Origin of the sequence: Kluyvera genomosp. 1 (assembly GCF_001266615.1) — a bacterium.
Taxonomy (GTDB): domain Bacteria; phylum Pseudomonadota; class Gammaproteobacteria; order Enterobacterales; family Enterobacteriaceae; genus Kluyvera; species Kluyvera cryocrescens_A.
Map to the genome: position 1 here is coordinate 240,386 of NZ_LGHZ01000012.1, position 21,954 is coordinate 262,339.

General features: G+C 56.5%; 18 protein-coding genes. 9 read left to right on the forward strand and 9 right to left on the reverse strand.

Annotation, left to right across the window (positions count from 1 at the left end; all coding sequences use genetic code 11):
• The first annotated feature begins 92 nt into the window (after positions 1 to 92).
• The 4 genes from btsT to KP80_RS08590 all read left to right on the forward strand — a co-directional run bounded on the left by btsT (position 93) and on the right by KP80_RS08590 (position 4,406).
• A complete protein-coding gene (btsT, locus tag KP80_RS08575; protein WP_052283215.1) occupies positions 93 to 2,243 on the forward strand; it encodes a pyruvate/proton symporter BtsT in 2,151 nt (716 codons plus the stop codon).
• A 95-nt stretch (positions 2,244 to 2,338) separates the two neighbouring features.
• Positions 2,339 to 2,542, forward strand: a complete 204-nt coding sequence (locus KP80_RS08580; RefSeq protein WP_035893372.1) for a YbdD/YjiX family protein — start codon at positions 2,339 to 2,341, stop codon at positions 2,540 to 2,542.
• A gap of 11 nt (positions 2,543 to 2,553) precedes the next feature.
• Positions 2,554 to 3,507, forward strand: a complete 954-nt coding sequence (yjiA, locus tag KP80_RS08585; RefSeq protein WP_052283216.1) for a GTPase — start codon at positions 2,554 to 2,556, stop codon at positions 3,505 to 3,507.
• A gap of 353 nt (positions 3,508 to 3,860) precedes the next feature.
• Entirely contained in the window at positions 3,861 to 4,406 is a 546-nt protein-coding gene (locus tag KP80_RS08590) for a YfaZ family outer membrane protein (protein WP_052283217.1), read from the forward strand.
• A 248-nt stretch (positions 4,407 to 4,654) separates the two neighbouring features.
• Here the strand turns inward: KP80_RS08590 and KP80_RS08595 are convergent, their stop codons facing one another.
• Both KP80_RS08595 and KP80_RS08600 read right to left on the reverse strand, forming a co-directional pair.
• Complete coding sequence (locus KP80_RS08595; protein ID WP_052283218.1) at positions 4,655 to 6,025, reverse strand: NAD-dependent succinate-semialdehyde dehydrogenase; 1,371 nt, start codon at positions 6,023 to 6,025, stop codon at positions 4,655 to 4,657.
• Positions 6,026 to 6,159: 134 nt separating this feature from the next.
• Entirely contained in the window at positions 6,160 to 8,700 is a 2,541-nt protein-coding gene (locus KP80_RS08600) for a penicillin G acylase (RefSeq protein WP_052283219.1), read from the reverse strand.
• Positions 8,701 to 8,932: 232 nt separating this feature from the next.
• Here KP80_RS08600 and KP80_RS08605 point away from each other — a divergent pair, with 232 nt between their 5' ends.
• Together KP80_RS08605 and KP80_RS08610 are read left to right on the forward strand one after the other, a co-directional pair.
• A complete protein-coding gene (locus tag KP80_RS08605) occupies positions 8,933 to 9,676 on the forward strand; it encodes a helix-turn-helix transcriptional regulator (protein ID WP_052283220.1) in 744 nt (247 codons plus the stop codon).
• Between the two features lie 47 nt (positions 9,677 to 9,723).
• Positions 9,724 to 10,365 (forward strand): LysE family translocator, encoded by a 642-nt coding sequence (locus KP80_RS08610; RefSeq protein ID WP_052283221.1) that lies wholly within the window; start codon positions 9,724 to 9,726, stop codon positions 10,363 to 10,365.
• A gap of 41 nt (positions 10,366 to 10,406) precedes the next feature.
• Here the strand turns inward: KP80_RS08610 and KP80_RS22360 are convergent, their stop codons facing one another.
• Entirely contained in the window at positions 10,407 to 10,571 is a 165-nt protein-coding gene (locus KP80_RS22360) for a DUF1127 domain-containing protein (RefSeq protein WP_072129077.1), read from the reverse strand.
• A gap of 178 nt (positions 10,572 to 10,749) precedes the next feature.
• Here KP80_RS22360 and KP80_RS08615 point away from each other — a divergent pair, with 178 nt between their 5' ends.
• Positions 10,750 to 12,162 carry a PLP-dependent aminotransferase family protein gene (locus KP80_RS08615; protein ID WP_052283222.1) on the forward strand — a complete coding sequence of 471 codons (1,413 nt, stop codon included), beginning with the start codon at positions 10,750 to 10,752 and terminating at the stop codon, positions 12,160 to 12,162.
• A gap of 26 nt (positions 12,163 to 12,188) precedes the next feature.
• Here KP80_RS08615 and KP80_RS08620 read toward each other — a convergent pair whose 3' ends face one another.
• The gene (locus KP80_RS08620; protein WP_052283223.1) at positions 12,189 to 13,136 is read right to left on the reverse strand and encodes a TauD/TfdA dioxygenase family protein; all 948 of its coding nucleotides are present in this window, start codon (positions 13,134 to 13,136) and stop codon (positions 12,189 to 12,191) included.
• A gap of 489 nt (positions 13,137 to 13,625) precedes the next feature.
• On the opposite strand from KP80_RS08620, the gene KP80_RS08625 reads away from it, so the two are divergent.
• Together KP80_RS08625 and KP80_RS08630 are read left to right on the forward strand one after the other, a co-directional pair.
• A complete protein-coding gene (locus KP80_RS08625) occupies positions 13,626 to 13,868 on the forward strand; it encodes a DUF2164 domain-containing protein (RefSeq protein ID WP_052283224.1) in 243 nt (80 codons plus the stop codon).
• Positions 13,865 to 14,335 (forward strand): GNAT family N-acetyltransferase, encoded by a 471-nt coding sequence (locus tag KP80_RS08630; protein WP_052283225.1) that lies wholly within the window; start codon positions 13,865 to 13,867, stop codon positions 14,333 to 14,335. Before KP80_RS08625 ends, KP80_RS08630 begins: the two co-directional genes overlap by 4 nt.
• Before the next feature lie 20 nt (positions 14,336 to 14,355).
• Here KP80_RS08630 and KP80_RS08635 read toward each other — a convergent pair whose 3' ends face one another.
• The 5 genes from KP80_RS08635 to KP80_RS08655 all read right to left on the reverse strand — a co-directional run bounded on the left by KP80_RS08635 (position 14,356) and on the right by KP80_RS08655 (position 21,951).
• Positions 14,356 to 15,426 (reverse strand): glycoside hydrolase family 88/105 protein, encoded by a 1,071-nt coding sequence (locus tag KP80_RS08635; RefSeq protein ID WP_052283226.1) that lies wholly within the window; start codon positions 15,424 to 15,426, stop codon positions 14,356 to 14,358.
• Positions 15,423 to 17,843 (reverse strand): hypothetical protein, encoded by a 2,421-nt coding sequence (locus tag KP80_RS08640; RefSeq protein WP_052283244.1) that lies wholly within the window; start codon positions 17,841 to 17,843, stop codon positions 15,423 to 15,425. The genes KP80_RS08635 and KP80_RS08640 overlap by 4 nt, the downstream gene beginning before the upstream one ends.
• A 239-nt stretch (positions 17,844 to 18,082) precedes the next feature.
• The gene (locus KP80_RS08645; protein WP_052283227.1) at positions 18,083 to 19,753 is read right to left on the reverse strand and encodes a hypothetical protein; all 1,671 of its coding nucleotides are present in this window, start codon (positions 19,751 to 19,753) and stop codon (positions 18,083 to 18,085) included.
• Between the two features lie 79 nt (positions 19,754 to 19,832).
• Complete coding sequence (locus KP80_RS08650; RefSeq protein WP_052283228.1) at positions 19,833 to 20,894, reverse strand: DUF2955 domain-containing protein; 1,062 nt, start codon at positions 20,892 to 20,894, stop codon at positions 19,833 to 19,835.
• Positions 20,884 to 21,951, reverse strand: coding sequence for an HlyD family secretion protein (locus tag KP80_RS08655; protein ID WP_052283229.1), 1,068 nt, complete (start codon positions 21,949 to 21,951; stop codon positions 20,884 to 20,886). The genes KP80_RS08650 and KP80_RS08655 overlap by 11 nt, the downstream gene beginning before the upstream one ends.
• Positions 21,952 to 21,954 lie beyond the last annotated feature (3 nt).

Consider the following 21,954-nt stretch of genomic DNA (forward strand, 5'->3'; position numbering starts at 1 on the left):
CGTCAGCATAACGATCAATACCTCCTCAACCCCAAACTCAAAACAACGGCAGCTTCGGCTGAATATTCATCCTATAAAAACCAGGTTTTACTATGGATACTAAAAAGCTATTCAAGCACATACCCTGGGTGATTCTCGGAATCATCGGTGCGTTTTGCCTCTCGGTCGTCGCTCTGCGCCGCGGTGAGCACGTCAGTGCCCTGTGGATCGTCGTAGCGTCGGTTTCCGTTTATCTGGTAGCTTATCGCTACTACAGCCTGTACATCGCCCAGAAGGTGATGAAGCTTGACCCGACGCGTGCAACGCCGGCGGTCATTAACAACGATGGCCTGAACTACGTGCCGACCAACCGCTACGTGCTGTTCGGCCACCACTTCGCCGCTATCGCCGGTGCCGGTCCGCTGGTCGGCCCGGTACTCGCCGCGCAGATGGGCTACCTGCCGGGTACCCTGTGGTTGCTGGCAGGCGTCGTGCTGGCGGGTGCAGTACAGGACTTTATGGTGCTGTTTATCTCCACGCGCCGTAACGGTTCGTCACTGGGCGAAATGGTCAAAGAAGAGATGGGCCGCGTGCCGGGCTCCATCGCGCTGTTTGGCTGCTTCCTGATCATGATTATTATCCTGGCGGTGCTGGCGCTGATCGTGGTGAAAGCCCTCGCAGAAAGCCCGTGGGGTGTATTCACCGTCTGCTCGACCGTGCCGATTGCGCTGTTTATGGGTATCTACATGCGCTTTATCCGTCCGGGCCGCGTCGGCGAAGTGTCGGTGATTGGTATCGTGCTGCTGGTTGCCTCGATTTACTTCGGCGGCGTGATTGCACACGACCCATACTGGGGCCCTGCGCTGACCTTTAAAGACACCACCATCACCTTCGCGCTGATTGGTTACGCCTTTATCTCCGCGCTGCTGCCAGTGTGGCTGATTCTGGCACCGCGTGACTACCTCGCGACCTTCCTGAAAATCGGCGTTATCGTCGGCCTGGCGCTGGGGATCGTTATCCTCAACCCAGATCTGAAAATGCCAGCAGTGACCCAGTACATCGATGGTACCGGCCCGCTGTGGAAAGGCGCGATGTTCCCGTTCCTGTTCATCACCATTGCCTGTGGTGCCGTTTCTGGCTTCCATGCGCTGATCTCCTCCGGTACTACGCCGAAGCTGCTGGCGAACGAAAACGATGCTCGTCTGATTGGCTACGGCGCAATGCTGATGGAATCCTTCGTGGCCATCATGGCGCTGGTTGCGGCTTCTATCATCGAGCCGGGCCTGTACTTTGCCATGAACACCCCGCCGGCTGGCCTGGGCATCACCATGCCAAATCTGCATGAGATGGGCGGCGAGAACGCGGCGCTGATTGCTGCGCAGCTGAAAGACGTGACCGTGCATGCAGCAGCGACCGTCAGCTCCTGGGGCTTCGTCATCTCCCCTGAGCAGATTCTGCAAACCGCGAAAGATATCGGCGAACCGTCAGTGCTAAACCGCGCAGGTGGCGCACCAACGCTGGCCGTCGGTATTGCCCACGTGTTCCACAAAGTGATGCCGATGGCCGATATGGGCTTCTGGTACCACTTCGGTATCCTGTTTGAAGCGCTGTTCATCCTCACCGCGCTGGACGCCGGTACCCGTGCTGGCCGCTTCATGCTGCAGGATCTGTTGGGCAACTTCGTGCCATTCCTGAAGAAAACAGACTCTCTGGTGGCAGGTGTTGTCGCAACCGCTGGTTGTGTCGGTCTCTGGGGCTATCTGCTGTATCAAGGCGTGGTCGACCCACTGGGTGGCGTGAAAAGCCTGTGGCCGCTGTTCGGGATCTCTAACCAGATGCTGGCCGCCGTAGCGCTGGTGCTGGGTACGGTAATCCTGATTAAGATGAAGCGTTCTAAATACATCTGGGTAACGACTATCCCAGCGGTATGGCTGCTTATCTGCACCACCTGGGCGCTGGGCCTGAAACTGTTCAGCACCAACCCGCAGATGGAAGGCTTCTTCTACATGGCCAGCCAGTACAAAGAGAAAATTGCTGCCGGTGGTGAACTGACCGCCCAGCAGGTCGCCAACATGAACCATATCGTGGTTAACAACTACACCAACGCAGGCCTGAGTATTCTGTTCCTGGTGGTGGTGTACAGCATCATCTTCTACGGTTTCAAAACCTGGATGCAGGTGCGCAATAGCGATAAACGTACCGACAAAGAAACACCATACGTTCCGGTTCCAGAAGGCGGCGTGAAAACTTCTTCACACCACTAAACCCGATGCCGGATAGCGCTACGCTTATCCGGCATACCATAAATGCAGGCCCGGTAAGCGTAGCGCCACCGGGCTTTTTCTATCTGGATAGCACAATGTTTGGTAACTTAGGACAGGCAAAAAAATATCTCGGTCAGGCAGCAAAAATGCTGATTGGTATCCCGGACTATGACAACTACGTTGAACATATGCAGACCAACCATCCGGATAAGCCGTACATGACCTACGAAGAATTCTTCCGCGAGCGCCAGCAGGCACGCTACGGCGGCGATGGAAAAGGCGGCATGCGCTGCTGCTAAAAGGAGATCACATGGCACCGATTGCAGTTACCCTACTTACCGGGTTCCTCGGCGCGGGGAAAACCACCCTCCTGCGCCATATTCTCAACGAACAGCACGGCTTCAAAATCGCCGTTATTGAAAATGAGTTTGGTGAAGTCTCCGTTGACGACCAGCTGATTGGCGACCGCGCGACCCAGATTAAAACCCTGACCAACGGCTGCATCTGCTGCACCCGCTCCAACGAACTGGAAGATGCGCTGCTCGACCTGCTCGATAACCTCGACAAAGGTACAATCAGCTTTGACCGCCTGGTGATTGAATGCACCGGCATGGCCGATCCAGGGCCTATCATCCAAACCTTTTTCTCCCACGACGTTCTGTGCGAACGCTATCTGCTGGACGGCGTGATTGCGCTGGTTGACGCGGTACACGCCGACGACCAGATGAATCAGTTCACTATCGCACAATCCCAGGTTGGCTACGCTGACCGCATTCTGTTGACCAAAACCGATGTGGCGGGCGATGCCGAAAAGCTCCGCGAGCGTCTGACCCGCATCAACGCCCGCGCGCCGATTTATACCGTCATCCACGGCGATATCGATCTGTCACAACTGTTCAATACCAACGGCTTTATGCTGGAGGAAAACGTCACCTCGAAGCCGCGTTTCCATTTTATGGCCGACAAGCAAAACGACGTGTCGTCTATCGTGGTCGAGCTGGATTACCCGGTCGATATCAGCGACGTTTCTCGCGTGATGGAAAACCTGCTGCTGGATTTTGCCGACAAGCTGCTGCGCTACAAAGGGATGTTGTGGATTGATGGCGAATCTAATCGCCTGCTGTTCCAGGGCGTGCAGCGCCTGTACAGCGCCGACTGGGACCGTCCGTGGGGCGATGAAGCGCCGCACAGTACGCTGGTGTTTATCGGCATCCAGCTACCGGAGGATGAAATCCGCGCCGCATTTGCCGGGTTACGCAAATAGCCGCCCTCACGCTACCCTCTCCGCCTGGAGGGGGTAATAAAATGCGTAGAAATGTAAATTTAGATTGTCGTATAAGACAATTGAAATGTTTTTGGAAATTATTAGAAAACACATTATTTCACTTTCAATCAATTCCTGCCGCTTTGTTCAGCATCCGTTTAGCCAAACGCTAAACCGGTACTAAACGCCAAAAGGTTAAACATTGACGTAGTCAGAAAGACACCAACCAACAACACTACAAATGAATTTCATTAACAAAATCAGCATAAAAATTCGACTTACCTCACATTTGCAGCGATAAAAAATGATTGTTAAGGTGTCCGCAGATTAATTCTGATGACGAGGTATACACCATGAAAAAGCTTAATGTCCTTCTCCTTTCCGCTCTGACCGCCGTATCGGGTTCCGCACTGGCCATGGGGGGCAGCATTGAGCAGGGTAAAAACTTCACCAATCTGAATGTTGAAATGGGTAAATCCTCATCCGGTCTATATGCCGAAGGTAACTGGCTCAAAAATACCGATGATGGCACCCAGACCGGCGGTGTCGGTGCAGGTTATAACCTCGAAGTCGGCCCAGTTATGCTGAACGCGGGTGCAAAAGCTATCTACATCGGGCCGAAAAAAGGCGATAACGGCGTAGCATTCCCAATCGGCGGCGGCGTTAGCGTTGCAGTAACTGACAGCATCAAGGTATTTGGTGAAGGCTATGTTGCGCCAGAAGGCCTGAACAATAGCGTCAAAAACTACGTTGAAGCCAACGGCGGCGTAAGCTGGACCCCAATCACTCCGGTTACCCTGAAAGTGGGCTACCGCCACGTGAGCGTTGATGGTAAAGACGGTCGTCCAGGTCATACCCTGGTTGATGGTGCCTATGTGGGCGGCGGCGTGACGTTCTAATTGTACGAGTCTGACAGAAAACGTGCTCTTGCCGTTATTCTGTTCAGCTAAGTACAAAATTCCGTTCACTTGATGTTTTGTAGAACATGAAACAACCGTATCAGTGAATAGGCAAAGGGGGCGGCGATTGGTCGCCCCAGCGCCCTCCAAGTTAGATGGCATGCGATGAACAGAGTGCGTCATCGGCTGGAAAAGTGAATGTCATACCACTTAGCTGACCCACATTAATCTGCCCGCAGTTGTTCCCACTAGCGGCGAACCACCACCAGCTTCTGGTTCACAAACTCCTTAATCCCTAGATCCGACAGCTCGCGTCCATAACCGGAGCGCTTCACACCGCCAAACGGCAGTTCCGCTGCGGTATCCGTCAGCCAGTTGATATACACCATCCCAGTCTCAATGCGCGACGCCATTTTCTTCGCCCGTTCAATATCCTGGCTGAACACCGCGCCGCCCAAACCGTAGTGGGAGTCATTGGCAAGCGCGACCGCCTCATCGTCGTTTTTCACCACATAAATCTGTGCGACCGGGCCAAAGAACTCTTCAAAATACGCCGGGTTATCACGTGAAATGTGGGTCAGGATGGTCGGCTCAAAAAAGCTGCCCGCACGCTCAACCGGCTTGCCGCCCAGATGCAGTTTGGCGCCGTTTTTGACCGCGGCATTAACCTGTTTGGTCAGCGTCTCCTGCGCCTCTTTTGACGACAGCGGCCCAAGCGTAGTGCTTTCGTCCAACGGATCACCTATCTTCACCTGTTTAAAGGCTTCGCTAAATTTCGTCAGGAAAGACTCGGCGATTTTCTCGTGCAGAATGAATCGTTTCGCCGCCGTACAGACCTGCCCGGCGTTGTTCAAGCGAGCATTGACGCCAATTTTCACCGCTTTATCGAGATTGGCATCGTCCAGCACCACAAACACGTCATTACCACCCAGCTCAAGGGTCGACTTTTTGATGTGCTTCGCCGCCTGAGCGGCAACCACGCTGCCTGCTTTTTCTGAGCCGGTCAGTGCGGCGCCCTGCACGCGATCGTCGGCAATGATATTCGCCACCTGCTGCTGAGAAATATACAGATTGGTCCACGCGCCGTTTGGTGCCCCCGCTTCACGAACCAGATGGGCAAAAGCTTCCGCACAGTGCGGCACTATGCTGGCATGTTTGGCGAGTACCGGGTTACCCGCCGCCAGGTTCGGTGCCAGCACGCGCATCAGCTGATAGTAAGGGAAGTTCCAGGGTTCGACGGCCATCAGCACGCCAATGGGATGATGTTCCACCCTCGCTTCGCCCAGCTCAGAGGGATACTTTACCGGGGCCAAAAATTGTTTCGCATTATCCGCATAGTAGCGGGCAATCTGGGCGCAAAGCTTCACTTCACCACGGCTCTGGGCAATCAGTTTCCCCATCTCCTGGCTGGCGATTTTCGCCAGCTCCTCCGCCCTGTCGTCAATCAGCTCGGCAAGCTTATGCAGCACTGGTAGCCGTTGGTCGATATCGCCTTTTGCCCAGTCGGAGTGATACAGCGCATCGGCCGCTTTGAGCGCCGCTTCAACGTCAGCATCAGTGTGGGAAGGGTACGCTTTGATAAGCTGGTTAGTGGCAGGATTAACTGTCTGGTAAGCCATATTGTGTCTCCTTATTTTTACCGCTTAGGGTATTAAGGGTAGTCAATATGACTGGCTATGGGCGTAAAGTTGGGTATAAACGAAGGTTTCTGAGAAAACCTCCCCCGTAAATCAAGCCAGGGGAGGCCGGAACGTTAGCGCTGTACCTGCAGCACTTCCTGAGACGCTTTATGCTCGTCAACTTCCTGAGGCGTTAACCACAACGATTTACGGCCAAAGCTCTCGTACATTTTCAGCTGATCGTCATAGTGTTTATCGGCCTTGCCGTCCGGGGCGATAAAGCCACTTTGCCCCGGTGCGACCACATCCCAGGCAAGTACCGGGCGGTTGCCCGACGTCGGCGAAAAGACAATCATGTCGTTTTCCGTGCCGCGGTTCTGGTACTCAGCCTGATGACGCGCCTCTTTTGCTGCCGCCTGCGGCACACCGAAGAAGTTGTTGGCCCGGAAAGTGAGCGCCATGGCCGGGGTTTTCCAGCCAGTGACGTCGTTACCGTAGCGTTTTGACAACGTCTGCCAGGCATCGTCCAGCGCCGCCAGTACCACTTCCTGCTGCGGTTTTCCGCCAAACAGATCGACCGCCTGCGGGATTGGCGACTTATCGCCCTGCAGAGCTTCGTAGAGGATTTTTGCCCCGACGCTGATGTTCAGCGAGCCGGTTGGCCCGTCCTGCGTGGTTTCATAGCCACTGGCGCTGTACCACTTGCCAAACGGCGCGGGAACTGCGGCCACCACCGTGCGCTTGAGCATGCTGGTCAGCCAGGCATTCAGAATCGCCGATCCCGGTTGCTGATAGGTTTTTCCGTCATCGTTGACAAGATTTTCACCGTCCCAGAGCGCCAGTTTATCCACCAGCTGGCGGCGCGGATCGTTTTCCGCCAGGCTTGCGGTGGCTTGCTTCAGCGCCGGTAAAAACAGGCGCAGGTTGAGATCCCGACGGCTGGTCTGGCGGATCACATCCCACGCCTGATCGGCGGTAAAGCGCGGCTGTTTATCGAGGATCGCATCGATCTCGGTCACGCGATCCGCCCCGCCCCACAGGAACGCGAACAGATCAGAGGCCGGATAGTCTTTTTGCGGCGAGTTGTTCCAGTTGGCGATATAACCCGACTGCGGGTTATACACTTTCGGGTTCAAATCAAACGACAGCAACCCTTTCCAGTCCCATTTCCCGGTACCGGGAACCGGCAGACGCGGGTCATGACCTGGCTGACGATCCGGATAAGCGCCGGTATGCACATAGCCGATATTGCCATTCACATCGGCGTAGTACCAGTTGATGGTCAGCGCCTGTTTCGCCGCCTGTTGTGTCCACTCCTGCCAGTTTTTGGCCTTCATCTGATGCGTCCACGCCAGCATGGACGCTACCTCTTTGCCGTCCCAGGCGCGCGCTTTGGCATAGGCCGTCTGCGTCGCGGTATCGGTTTTGATGACGTTGCCGTGCAGCGTGCGCCAGATGGTAAAGCTCTCCGGCTCGCCGTCTTTAACCGCGATGGTCTCCTTGCGGCTCAGCATCTTCACCCACTCGCCGTTATGCTGGTAATAACCCGGTTTATCTGCTGAGAGTTTTTCAGCGAAGATGTCGACATCATCGCCGAAACCGGCGGTCGATCCCCATGAAATGGTGCCGTTGTGACCAAAAACGAGGCCCGGATAGGCAAATGGCGTATTGCCGGTGACGTCATAGCCTGCGCCGTGCAGGCCGATACCGTAGGTGTACGCCGGCGCATACCAGCCAAACTGCGGCCCATTGACCATAATGGCCTTCGCATCCTGGGCTTTGTTTTTGCCAATCACCCACATATTGCTGGTGGTCGGATAGCCAGCCAACCCGTTAGCGCCGCTTTGCGCAAACTGCGCGGCGATGGTTTCCCGGTTCTGCCCGGCGGTCAGCGCCAGCAGCGCGCCATCGGCCCCTTTTGCCGGCCGGTCGAGCATCGGTGCCGGCTGGTCGTAGCGCGGCAGCAGCGCCGCCGTTTGCGTGTTTTGCAGATCAAACTTCAGCGGATAGGTGCTTTCCTGCGCCGCAATGGTGGTGGGTGCGGAAGGGTTCACCAGCCATTTCAGCTGGTTAAAGACCGCCATGCCCTGCTGCTTACCGTATTTATCTTTTAACGCCGTCAGCAGCGCCAGGTTATCAATTTCGCTGGTGCTGTCAGAGAAACGGTTGGCCATGGTGCCGACAAAAATCATCGCCACATCAAACGGCTCCCAGTGCTTTGGCTTAAAACCAAAGGTGGAAAACTGCTGGGGCAACAGCTTATCGGGGCTGGCGTTCACTTTATCGATCCACGCATTCATGCCATCGGCATAGCCCTGCAGAATGGATTTATCCTCGGCGGAGAGCGCGGCTAGCTGCGCACGGATGGAATCCGGCCAATAGTTCTGGCGAATATCCTTATCAAAGCTGACGAACGTTTTGCCCAGCACTTCGGAGACGGTCCCCTGTGTGCTGCGGCGCGCCATTTCCATCTGGAACAGGCGATCCTGCGCCACCACGTAGCCATAACCGTAAAACAGTCGATAGGTATCATCGGCGTATATATGCGGCATGCCGTATTCATCGCGAACAATCTTAACCTCGGTTGGCGAGCTCGCCGCCAGCGCAGACAGGCTGGAACAACAGATCAGGGAAGCCACAATACCGTTCACGATCATACGATTTCTATTTTTCATTGTATCCTCTTGCAGGTGTATGATTAGCGAATTGATATTAGCAATCACATTGATTTAATGTATTTCATGCGAATAGTTTCAACGTGAACTGTGAGTTGTGATATGAATTATTGATACAATAAATAACTAAATGTGATCTAAAGCGAATCATATCAACTTCACTTTTTATTTCGCCATCCCGTCGTTGTCGCCTGAATGTGGTATAAAAAAATAAACCTATCAGGACGAGCCCATGACCACACCGCGCGAGATTCAACAGACCTTCACCCGCACGCCTGGGCTTGAGCTGCGCAGCACCTGGCAGAGCACTCAGGCGTACAAACGCCACAGCCACGCGCAGCTGTCGATCGGCGCCATTCTCGAAGGGAACACCCGCTGCGTCTGCGATGGTCAGGAATATCTGCTGGCGCCCGGCGATCTCATCGTGATCCCGGCCAACGCACCGCACAGCTGTAACCCGATGCAGGGGCAGCCACGCAGCTATCACATGCTGTATATCGATACCCCGCTCTCGCTCGGCCAACAGGTTCTCCGCGACGATGCGCTATTTGGCCTCTATCTCGCCGTCGTCAACAAGATGTCCCGCGCACGGCTTAACGCGCTGCTGACCGCGCTTCCGGCTGGTGCGAAAACGCCACAGCCTCTGCTCACCACCAGCCAACGGCTGCAGCAGGCGTTGCTTTCGGACCTCGCCTCCCCGCCGACGCTTGACGAACTTGCTGAGCAGTTTTCTCTGCGCAAAGAGACATTAATCCGCACCTTTAAACGTGATACCGGTCTGACGCCGGGCAGTTTTCTCAACATCTCGCGGGTGGAATACGCCAAAGCGCGGCTGCGCGCCGGGGACGAAATTGCCGACGTTGGCTATCAAAGCGGCTTTGCCGATCAGAGCCATTTCCACAAAACCTTCGTCAACTACACCGCCGCCACGCCGCGCCAGTACGCGAAAGGGCGATCAATATCCGACAATAAATAGCCCCGCCCGCCGCATAAGCTGGCCTCAGTTGCTTTGCTGAGGTCATTATGGAATGGGTTACAGAATTACTTCCCCCGGCGTTTCCCGCGCTGGCAGTGGCGCATTTTTTAGCACTGCTGAGCCCCGGACCGGACTTCTTTTTACTGGTCGGTTATGCCATTCGCTATCGTCTGCGCGGCAGCATCGGCTTATGCCTTGGGATTGCGGCGGGCAACGGCCTGTATATTTTGCTGGTGGTGGTTGGCTCGGATCTGCTGCGGCAGATGCCGCTGTTGTTTAGCGCCGTCGAACTGTTGGGGGCCGTTTATCTACTGTGGATTGGCAGCCATCTCCTGCGCAGTCGCGCGAGGGAAACGCCATGGCACTCCGTGCGTTCTGCATGTCCTTCGTTAGGCAAACAGCTGCTGTTGGGGCTGGGTTCATCGCTGCTGAATCCCAAAAACGCGCTGTTTTATCTGGCGCTGATGACCGCACTGCTCGGGCCGAATGTAACGCTGACTCAGCAGGCGGCTTGCGGGATTTGGATGACCACCGTGGTGCTGTTGTGGGATCTGCTGCTGGTCACACTGATTGCTCTGCCGCAGGTACAGCGTCGTCTTGGCCATCTGATCTGGAGAATTGAACGCCTGGCGGGCGGTATTCTGCTGGCCTTCGGCGGCTGGGTTTTATGGCACGCCGTGATGGCATAATGCAAATAGGGCGACAAGAAAAGCAGCCGCCCTATCTCTCTTTAATACACATCGTCTCTACGCAGCCCGACATCTTTCAGCTGTTCGTCGCTCATTCCCTGCAAAACGCGCCGCGTTTGCCACAAAACGACCTGTTTTTTGATAAAGCGCCACACCAATATAAAGCCGATAAACGGCTGTCTTGCCCGGTTCTCGTGAAATTCCATACTCCACCTCCTCACCTTGTCAGAGGCTTTATCTTCACGTATTTCCCGTCGAACAATACAGATTCAAAAAACACTTTTATTTAACATACAGATTCGCTAAAACGGTATCTGCGTGCGGTTTTTGTCGCCTGACTGTACTGGTTTTTTAATCTGTATGGCGATAACTGAGGATACAGCAATGACGCGTTACCAACATCTGGCCAATCTGTTGGCCGAACGTATTGAACAAGGGCTGTATCGCCACGGCGAAAAACTTCCCTCCGTACGCAGCCTGAGCCAGGAACACGGCGTCAGTATCAGTACTGTGCAGCAAGCGTATCAAACGCTAGAACAGCGCCAGCTGATCACCCCGCAGCCGCGATCCGGCTACTTTGTTGCGCCGCAGAAAGCCCAGCCACCGGTGCCGCCAATGTCGCGCCCGGTACAGCGCCCAGTGGAAATCACCCAATGGGATCAGGTGCTGAACATGCTGGACGCCCGTAACGATAAGTCGATTATTCCCTTCGGCGGCGGCTCACCGGATGTGACCCAGCCGAGCCTGAAGCCGCTGTGGCGCGAAATGAGCCGCGTAATACAGCACAATATCGTCGACGTGCTGAGCTACGACGAGCTTGCCGGCCGCCGCGAACTTCGCGAACAGATCGCCCGCCTGATGCTCGACGGTGGATCGGTAGTCAACGCCGACGATCTGATTATCACCAGCGGCTGCCACAGCGCGCTGTCTCTGGCGCTTCTATCGGTATGCCAGCCCGGCGACATCATCGCGGTCGAATCCCCTACCTACTACGGCACCATGCAGCTGCTGCGCGGGCTGGGGCTGAAAGCAATTGAGATCCCCACGGATCCCAATACCGGGATCAGCGTCGAAGCGTTGGAGATGGCGTTAGATCAGTGGCCGATCAAAGGGGTGATCCTCGTCCCCAACTGCAACAACCCGCAGGGCTTTATCATGCCTGACGCCCGCAAGCGCGCGGTGCTGAATCTCGCCCAACGCTACGATATCGTTATTTTTGAAGATGATATCTACGGTGAGCTGGCAACCGAATACCCGCGCCCGCGCACCATCCACTCGTGGGATATCGACGGCCGGGTGATGCTCTGCAGCTCATTTACCAAAACCATCGCCCCCGGCCTGCGCATCGGCTGGATAGCCCCTGGCCGCTACTACGACAAGTTGCTACAGATGAAATACGCCGCCAACGGCACCAACGTCCCCTCGACGCAGCTGGCCGCCTCCAACTTTATTCGTGAAGGCCACTATCACCGCCACGTCCGCCGGATGCGGCAGATCTACCAGCGTAATATGGAGATCTACACCTGCTGGCTGCGCGAATTTTTCCCCTGCGGGATCTGCGTTACACGCCCGCTAGGCGGCTATATGCTGTGGGTCGAGCTGCCGGAACAAGTCGATATGGTGTGCGTGGCAAAACAGCTGTGCCAGATGAAGATCCAGGTGGCACCGGGATCGCTGTTTTCTGCCTCAGGGAAATACCGCAACTGCCTGCGGATCAACTGCGCGCTGCCGCCGATCGAGAAACACCGCGAAGTGATGGTACAACTGGGGGAGGCGGTAAAGGTGGCGATGGAGTGAGAGAAGTCCACCGCCCTTCTCAAGTATTAAGATACGGCGCTTATTGCTGATTCAGCGCTATTCGCCGCATCCTGCGGCCGTGAAACCGTGCGGCTTTTACTGCCATCCACCCCAACCGCAATCTCCCCTTCCACCGTCACCCGGCGCACGACGCGCGGCTGGGTGCCGTAGTCGTTGACCGCGTAATGCTGGGTGCTGCGGTTGTCCCAAATCACCACGTCGTCCTGCTGCCACTGCCAGCGCACGGTGTTATCGAGGCGGATAATACGGTTTTGCAGCAGCTCGAAAAGCTGCGCAGACTCGCGCGAGCTAAAGCCCACCAGCCGCTTCACAAAGTGCCCCAGCAGCAGCGCACGCTCGCCGCTAACCGGATGGACGTGCACCACCGGGTGCTCGGCTTCCCATAGCGCGGAGACGAACACTTTCTGATGGTGCGCCAGGCGGTGCGTTTCCACCACCGTGCGTTCGGCGCCGTAGTCATAGTCATTGCTGTGCACCGCGCGCAGGGTGTCGACGAAACGCTTTAAGGTCTCCGGCAGCTGTTCATAGGCGCGGGCGGTGTTGGCCCACACGGTGTCGCCGCCGTATTCCGGAATGGTGACACCGCGCAGAATAGAAATTTTCGGAAAGGCGTCAACGAAGGTGACGTCGGTATGCCAAGAGTCAGCGCGGCCACCGCCTTTCGAGGCGTCGAGTTCAAACAGTTTGGTGCCTTCGGGCGAAGGTACCGTCGGGTGAGGCACAATCTTGCCAAACCGCGCGCCGAAGGCCTGGTGATCGGCATCGGTGAGATGGCCCTGCTGGCAGAAGAACAGCACTTTGTATTTGACCAGCGCCGCCTCCACCTGAGCAAACGTCCCGGCGTCCAGGTCAGCAGAAAGGCGAATATCGCGGATCTCCGCGCCGATATTGCCCGCCACGCGGCGTAAATTTAATAAAGGAAAATCGGTATCAGCAGTCTTCACAGCAGTCATGATTGCGCCCCTTTAAATGGTCAGAAACCCGAATATAGAAATATTCCGCCGGGTGACAAAGTCGACTTTGTGATATTGATAGCTGTCAGGCGGGATAACTCATTCTCCTAAGCCAATGAATTAGTAGAAACGCCAGGATTGGGTTCCCGGAGGGACACCCAACCCGGTGGTTACCCCGGGTATCTCAATATTAAAAAACGGGCAACGCGTTTCTCCTAACTCAATGAATTAGGGGAAACACCGGGATTGGGTTCCCGGAGGGACACCCAACCCGGTGGTCGCCCCGGGTATCTCGATATTAAAAAACGGGCAACGTCATCCCTTAAGCCCATAAATTAGGGGAAACGCCGGGATTGGGTTCCCAGAGGGACCCCCAACCAGTGGTCGCCCCGGGTATCTCAATCTACAATGTGCGCCAGAACCGGGCACATAGACGCATGCGAATACGCCTTATCAGGCCTACCGTTTACCTTGTTGACAGGAGTCCTTATGACCACGGAAATCACCCTCACCCCCGCCGAGCGCGAACGGCTGCGCGACCAGCTTTCCGACTACTGCTCGGAACATTTTGAGCTGGAACTGGAACAGTTCGACGCCGAATTTTTTGTCGATTTCGTTATCGAAAAACTCGGCCCAGCCTTTTATAACGCCGGGATTGAGGAGGCGATTCGCACCCATTTAGCGTGGAGCGAACGCATTCAGGAAGAGATGGATGTGAAGAAAATTTTATGACTCAACACACTGTGATTTATTCACTGCGCGAACACCCGCAGCAGATGGCGACGGTGATCGCCTACTTCCAGCAGCAATGGGCATCGGAAGAGTCGATGATGGTTTACGACGACGCGCTGCGCCACACGCCAGGAGCGAAAAATCCGCTGCCGCAATGGTACTGGCTGCAGGACGGCGAGCGAATTATCGGCTGCGCGGGGTTGATTACGAACGATTTCATCAGCCGCGGAGAGCTCTACCCGTGGCTGTGTGCGCTCTATATCGACCCCGATTATCGCCAGCAGGGATTGGCCCGGCGGCTGATTGACCATATCGCCCAGCATACCCGCGAACTGGGATTTGACCAGCTGCATCTGTGCACCGATATCGAAGGGTTTTACGAGAAAGCAGGCTTTGTTTTCAATGGTCTGGGCTATCACCCATGGGGCGAGTCATCCCGGGTTTACACCCGAGATCTAATCGCATAAACGCAGCGTCGCCGTTTTCATTACTGCCATCTCTCCTGCTGAAGCTCCAGCAGCAGCAGCATCATCAGCGCCTGCGCGTAAGGTACGGGTGCCATCGCGATATCGCAGTAATACTGGAGATCCGGGCCAACCATCGTCCCTTTTGATGCTTCCAGTACGATCCCGCGCTCGTCGATCCTGTCGCGCAGCGCGTGCCAGGCCCGCAGCGCATGATCGGCCACTTTCTCATCAAGGATCCCCATGCGCACGCCGCGCAGCATGCCGTAGGCGATGCCGGCGGTGGCGGAAGACTCCTGCGGCGACAGCGGATCGTCAAGCAGCGTATGCCACATGCCATTGTCGGCCTGCACGTCGCAAAGCGTATTCACCTGACGCGCCACCACCGCCGACAGATAGCGCTGCACGCTGGCATCAAGACTATCGCCCAGCAGGGCGATAAATTCCGGGATCGCCACGGTAATCCAGGCGTTGCCGCGTCCCCAGAAGGCTTTGGAAAAATGGTGTTTATCGACAAACGTCCAGCCGTGATACCACAGGCCGCTCGCCGGTTCGCACAGGTAGCGGGTATGCAACAGGAACTGGTACGACGCTTCGTCGATCAGATCTTTGCGCTGCAACACGACGCCTGCCGTGCCGAGAAACAGGCAAGTCATAAACAACGTGTCGTCCCACAGGTGGCCGGTGTTGGGCTGCTCTTTGACCACGTGCTGGAAGCCGCCCTCTTCGGTTTTTGGCAACGTGCGCAGCAGATCGTCGGCCCAGGTGTTGACGACCGCCAGCAGATCCTGCCGCCCGGTATGCCCAGCCAGCAGCGCCAGCGTGATCATCGGAGCCGTGGTGTTGATCTGGATCTCCGGCAGCCCTTTCGCCAGTTGGCCTTCGTACCAGGCAAGGATCGATTGTTGTAGTTCATCATCGTCCTGCTGGCGCGCATACTGCCAGAAACCGTACAGACCGACGCCCACTTCCCATTCCCACTCCTCAAAGTGGATCGCAAATCCTTCGCCACCACCCACTTCACCCATGTTTTTCAGACGGCAGAATCCCTGCACCACCTGCTCCAGCAGGGTATTTAACGCGGCGTTGCTCATTGTGCTTCTCCTGAAAAAGCGATCTGAAGTTCATTGCCGGTAAGCGTAGGGAAAACGGCATCCACGCCATCGTTCATACATTCGCCTTGCCAGCTCAACTGCATCACGGTGCGGCTGTCATCACAGACCCGAGCATTATCGCCCTGCACCGCAATGCGAAGCGCATCACTACGCTGACAGAAGGTGCGAAACGCCTGTTCATCGCCCTCTGCCACTTCCAGCCACCATGCGACGTAGCGGCCTTCGGCACGCACCTCATCACCGTTAACAGTTAACGGCTGCGAACAGAGGATCGCCGCAAATGCACTGCCCGCGCGTACCGCGTAGCCCTGCGCCAGCGGGCGCACCTCATCAAAGGCTTCCGCAGCAAGGTGGAGATGAGTCCAGTTCAGGCGCTCGCCTTCAGGCAATCGCCACAGCATCAGCGCGCGGTTGTTCACTTGCATCACGCGCGGCAGTACGCCGTTGCCAGCCCAAAAAGAAGGCCTCGCTTCGCTGCCTGGCTGCACATCACCGGGATGGTTTACCCACAGGCGCGCATCGGGGCGAGTGGCAAACTGCACATCGACCAGATGCTGCTGATGCCCGCGTTCGCCGCTGTGGTGATCAACGCAGCTTGAAAGGCTGACCGCCGGCTGTTTCCACGCCACGATATTGCCGCCGCCGCACTGGTAATGCGCGCTCAGCGCTCCGTGGCGCAAGCGGGCATAGTGCGCCGTCTCCACCGGCGGCGCGTAGTCGCTCAGGCAGAAGAACGGCAGCGAGGCACATTTGCGGTTAACGTGCCCGCCGCCCCACGCCACGTGACCAAAAGCGGAAAGCTCAGTCAGCGGGCTGGCGAACAGCTCTTTTTCATACACCCGTCCCATGGTGCCTGCCGCAATGCCGGACTGATAATGCAGCGCGCTGGTCTGCATCAGGCGGTCGATCAACCGACGGGCGCGCTGGCGCAGCGCGGCATCGTCGGCCAACTGATATAGCGCAAACAGGCCGATATAGTCCACCGGGTAATAGGGCGCTGAGTTCCACTCAACAAATCCCTGCAGCTCTACGGCGTCAAACCAGGTGTGCAGACGCTGAGTCGCAATGGTTTGCTGTTCCTGACCACGGCGGCCAGAGGCGGTAAACAGCTCATCCGGGAACATTTTCCCGGCCAGATATTGGGCAACGTGGAAGCACAGCGCGTGATTTTCACTCCAGAACCACATCACGTCGTTGCCCAGTTCGTCATACCAGTAGCGATAGCCGACGATGGCGGAACGCACCCGTTTCCACAGTACCGCTGGGAAGTGTTCACCGTGAAAATCACGCCATATCCACAGCAGCGGCACCATGGAGAAATCCGAGCAATCCTGCCGCGCGCTGATGCGTTGCAGCGTGCTAATCAGCAGTTCCTGCGCCTGCAGGCCATTGTCACCCACGTGCAGCATTGCCAGCAGGCGGCCAGTGCGCGGCACACCGTGTCTGGCGATATAGCCGAGCGCTTCGCGCTTGCGGGTTTCCAGCACGCCTTCACCGCCGGGAAGCGGCTCCTCGCTTAAAACGGTGAGGCTCAGACTGCGGCTCATGACCACATCGCCCAGTGAGGCGGTGAGTTCCAGCCGATAGTGGCCGATACCGATCGCGTCAGGAAGTAAGAGCGTCAGGCCATTTTTGCCCGTGTTCAGCGAGCCAAAATCCAGCGGGCAGGTGGCGATACAGTCATTGCCGAGGCTGTAAACCGCGCCACGCAGCGTCAGGCTGATATCGGCAAGACACGGAAGATGGGTCGTTGGATGGCGTGTGGCGGCGGTCGACGGCAGTGAATCCATAAACGCCCGCAGCGTCTTCGCGTCGGCGTGATTCACTTCCGGCAGCGTAACTTCCAGCGGCTCTCCCGCAAGATAAGTCATGCGGAAAGCAAAAATGGTGTCACGCTCGAACAGCTCATCGAGATGTATAAGCAGCGCGTTATCACCGGGCTGAAGGGCAAGTTCGACGGACGTCGTTTGCAGCGAATTACGGGTAAACGGGGTGAAACAGGCAGCCGATATTCCGTTGCACCAGATACGGACGCCGCCGCAGGTGGCGATTTGAAACGGGTAGTGGCCGGCATTCTCAGCGCATAGCGTCACTCGCAGCCAACGTTGACTATGGGTGGCAACGGGTTGAACGCCGGAAAAGGTCACGGTATCGCTGGCCCCAGTGTATGTTACCGATGCCGCCGGTAAGGCGCGTTCCGGTAAGACTTCGCGCTGGGCTACATCACGGCGGAAAATGCGTCGACAAAAGGAGTCCTGCGTCGGGCTTTTACCGTTGGCGAAGTGATAATCCATCGCCTCGTTTACCGCTTCCCCCGTAAAAAACTCGGCAAACCGCTCATTGTGCGGTGCCGAAACCGTAAAACGCGTCAGCGCCTCACCCGCTACCAGCCTCATATCAATATCCTCAATTACCGCGTTGTGAATGGGCGACATTGTGGAAGAAAGGCCGAGAGACAGGCTATGCGCCAGACTGGATGGTTTTGTGGAACTGACTGGTCATTCACACTCTGCGTCGGAGGTGAAGATAAAATGTGATGGACCTCACCTCTTAAAATCTACGGTTGCCGCGATAGCCGGGAAAACTCACGTTTCCCGGTCTACGTGCGGTAGCTAATAGTGATGAGCATCACGCTTTAGCCTTTTAGCAGAGTTAGCTCATGGCTCAGGCTGTCCGCCAGCATACGTACGCGAGTGGGGTCGAACAGTACATGCAGCCCCGGCGAGGCGTCTGCGTGTTGGGAGCAGAAGCTGTCCATTTCGGAAGCACAGCGGTACAGCTCCTGGAGATTCACCTGACAAATCTCCCGCATGCTCCAGCTGTTTTCCACCAGCCGGGCAAAATGGAGGGTAAAGAAGGCTTTTTGCGCATGGCGGAAAAGCAGGCAGTAGAGGTCGAAACCCTGCCACTCTTCCAGCCAGCGGCGATGTAGCGAGAAAGGAAAAGCTGCGCGGTCAGCAAAGGCCAACGCCTGTTCGCGCAGAGCCACCGCCGCCTGATAGGCGCGGTCTTTCTCTTCCGCAATCAGTGACAAGTTACGCCCGGAGATACCCACGTCGCTGGCGCTGAAAAAGATATCCCGCTCGGAGCCCGGCAGCCAGTGGTTGCGGTTAAGCTGCCCGTAGAGGCTCCAGACCGCCTGACCATAGCTTTCCGGCACCTGGCTGTGGCGATGAAAAACATGGTCGCGCACATAGATGGCCTGATACAAAACCTGTCCGGCCTGCGCCAACAGTTGCTGAAATTCGTCAAACGTCGCCTCATCAGGGCGCCAGCCGTAGCTCTCATCCAGCCAGTGGGTGAGCAGCGCCACGTGAGTCAGGTGCTCATTTTCCCGCGCCAGGATCTGACTACAGGCCACGAGATTACATTCGCTAAGCGTCCCCATCACCCAGTGATTGTCGACCCCTTCCCAGCTGGTTTTGCACACGGCACCGGTAATGGCGGCATTGCCCCGGCACCACAGCAAACGTCCCTGCAATTCATCAATGCGCGGAAACGGCAGCACGCCCCAGCCCACCTCTTCCCCTACCAGATCCAGCTCAACCCACACGTCTCTGTCTTCCACATCCACCAGCGCCGGGTTATTGGGAAATGTCGGCCAGAAACGTTCCGGCGTCAGTTTGATCGACACCGACACGCAGGAAGGCAAGGTGCGGATGGCCTCCATGACATTGCTGATATCGTGGTTGCCTGCCGGAAAGGCACGCAGAACGAGGTGTTTGTTTTCCCGCATCACCGCACGCGCCATCGCGCTAAAGCAGCGGCTGTAGCGCGACAGGCTACGGGGATCGATATGCGGAGAAGGATCGTCTTGCCCGGTGAGCTCCCAGTTAGGGCGGGAGATCGGCAGCAGGCCGTCGGTGTTGGAGAGCGCCACCAGCAGCCCACTTATCGCCGGAATTTGTTGGCACAACAGGGTGAGTTTATCCGCCAGATACTGGCACCAGAATTCAACGTCAAAGCGAATGCTGCCGTCTTTATCAATCAGTTGCGGATGCGCCGCCAGCAGGTCAGCCGGGAAGCTCAATTCTTTCGCCTGCAGATAGAACTTCAGCCCATTTTTCTGGCAGTAACCGGCCAGCCGGTTGAGGTAGACGCAGCGGGCGCGCTGCTGGCTGGAGAGGCGATCGTTGTACTGAAGCGGAGTGTAGCCTTTGGGGGAAACCAGCTTGTCGAACAGATCGACCTGGCCGACGACCACGGTATTAAAATCATGGCGAACAGCCCATTGCACCAGCTCACAGGCTTTGTCCCAGTTCCAGAACTCCTGGTTATTGAGTTCCAGCGCGCGCGTCTTCCACATCGTCTTCTCCCTCAGGCCACTACGGCGAGCGGCTATTGTAAGCACAGATGAGGGAGAAGCATCAGCGTTCTGAAGTGAGCTACTTCACAATAAATCGCGTTGGGGCAAAACAGTTAAGCAGGCGATGGAGGATAAAGACCATTGTCAGGGTCGCCAACAGCGACACCGTAACCGACGTCGCGCGATACAGATCGCTGAACACCAGGTCACCATCCGGCTGGAGATTCTGGCCGAACATAATGCCGATGGTGGTGATACTGGCGAAGCCCACGCCCGCGCCGACTTTTTCCATCACGTGCAGCCGGGCGCTAAAGGCCAGACCGAGACCAATCAGCGGCATCATCAGTAGCATGTGGCTGCTGTGATCGTAGAGGATCAGCTGCACCACCAGAATATACAGACAGGCCAGCACCACACCGGCTACACGCCAGATCGAGCTAATCACCGCGCCGCGATAGTGCATCGGGAAGAGGATCAGGATCCCGGCCATCAGCGCCGAGAGCGAGTCGCTCAGATCGCTTATCTGGAAAACGACGAAGATGATCGTCGCCACGGTACCGGAGAGCAGCGATTCATGACGCACGCGGGCGGCGTCTTTCTCAATCAGCGGCGGCGGCTTACGCGGCTCCACATCTGGGATGAGGTAATGCAGCAGTGCGCTCAGGGCCACCGCCATCACGCTCGCCTCGATGTTGGAAAAAAGCAGCGTATGCCAGTTGGCGGTGGGATAGCTCATAAAATTGAGCATCACGCTTTGGCACACCACGCCCATTGAGCCGAATAAAAACAACGGCCCTTTACTCATAAAACGAAAACGTATCACATACAGCGCGAATACCACCGCCGTCATGATCACCGGCCATTGGCTGAGATAGCCGATGATCAGCACCATCTCGAGGCAGTTTAACGACGCACTGAAGATGAACTGTTTGGCAACGTGGCGGTTAAACACCGGCACCAGCGACATCAACAACAGTGGATACACCACAAAGAAAACACCGTAATGGGTGTCGTAAAAGGTCGAAATGCTCAGCGCAATCGTCCCGGCAATAGAAATGCGCATGGTCTGACGGAAATCATTCGCCGTATAGACGATGTTTCCGTGAGGGGTAAAGACCTGCGCGAGGGTGTTAATAGACATAGTGCAGCCAGCTAATCAGGTGGATTTGCAGCCCGGAGAAGAAGCGCGCAAAAGCGCCTTCGCTATTGTAGAGCTGCACCGTGGCACGCGCACCGGTCGGCAGCGTTTTCTCCAGCGGTTCATCGAGGGCAACGTGGATGCGCATACGCTGCGCGTCGCGCACCCAGCGGGTCGACTGCTCAGGCTGGGACAGCTCGCCGTTTACCGCTTCCTGCCCGGCAAGAATACCGGCATCGCTGCTGGTGACTTTTGCCGGGAAAACTTTACCAGGAAACGCGTCAAAGACCACAGCCGCATCGGTCCCCTGTTTGGTATGGCGCAGGCTCTTCTCGCGGAAATCGGCGACGATATCGGTTTTCTGATTCACCACCGCCATTACCGCACTGCCCGCCGCGGCGTACAGCCCTGGGCTTAGCTGCAGGTTGCTGACGGTACCATCGGCTTCGGCACGAATCTTCGTCCAGCCCAGATTCAACTGCGCTTCCTGCAATGTGGTCTGATACTGCTTCAGCGTCACGTTGCGATTATCGTCACGCTCACCGCGCTGAATTTGCAGATTATGGATCGTGGCGTGCAGCGCCGTAACCGACTGTTCACTGGTCTGCCAGGTGGTTCGTACTTTATCAAGATCCGACTGGGAGACATTCTGCATGCTGCTTAAACGCTGGTAGCGATCAAAGGTCACTCGGTCGTTACGTGCGGTCAGCTGCGCGGTTTTAAGGTTCGCTTCGGCGGCAGAAATTTGCGCATCGAGCTGCTGGTTGCTCAGTTTGGCCTGCGCCAACGCCAGCGTCGCGGCGTCGACTTTATTCTGGAACGGCGTCGGATCGAGCTCATACAGCAGATCGCCCTTTTTCACCGTGCTGTTGTTGTGTACATAAACCTGCGATACGTAGCCCGACACGCGTGAGGAGATCGGTGTGACCACGCGCATTACCGTGGAGTCCGGCGTGAGCGGGATCCAGATATCAGCGACGATAAAATAGGCAAACATCAGCAGGAAAGAGACAATACTGACCCTTACCCAGCGGGCAAATTTTTGTTCTGGCGTCATCATGGT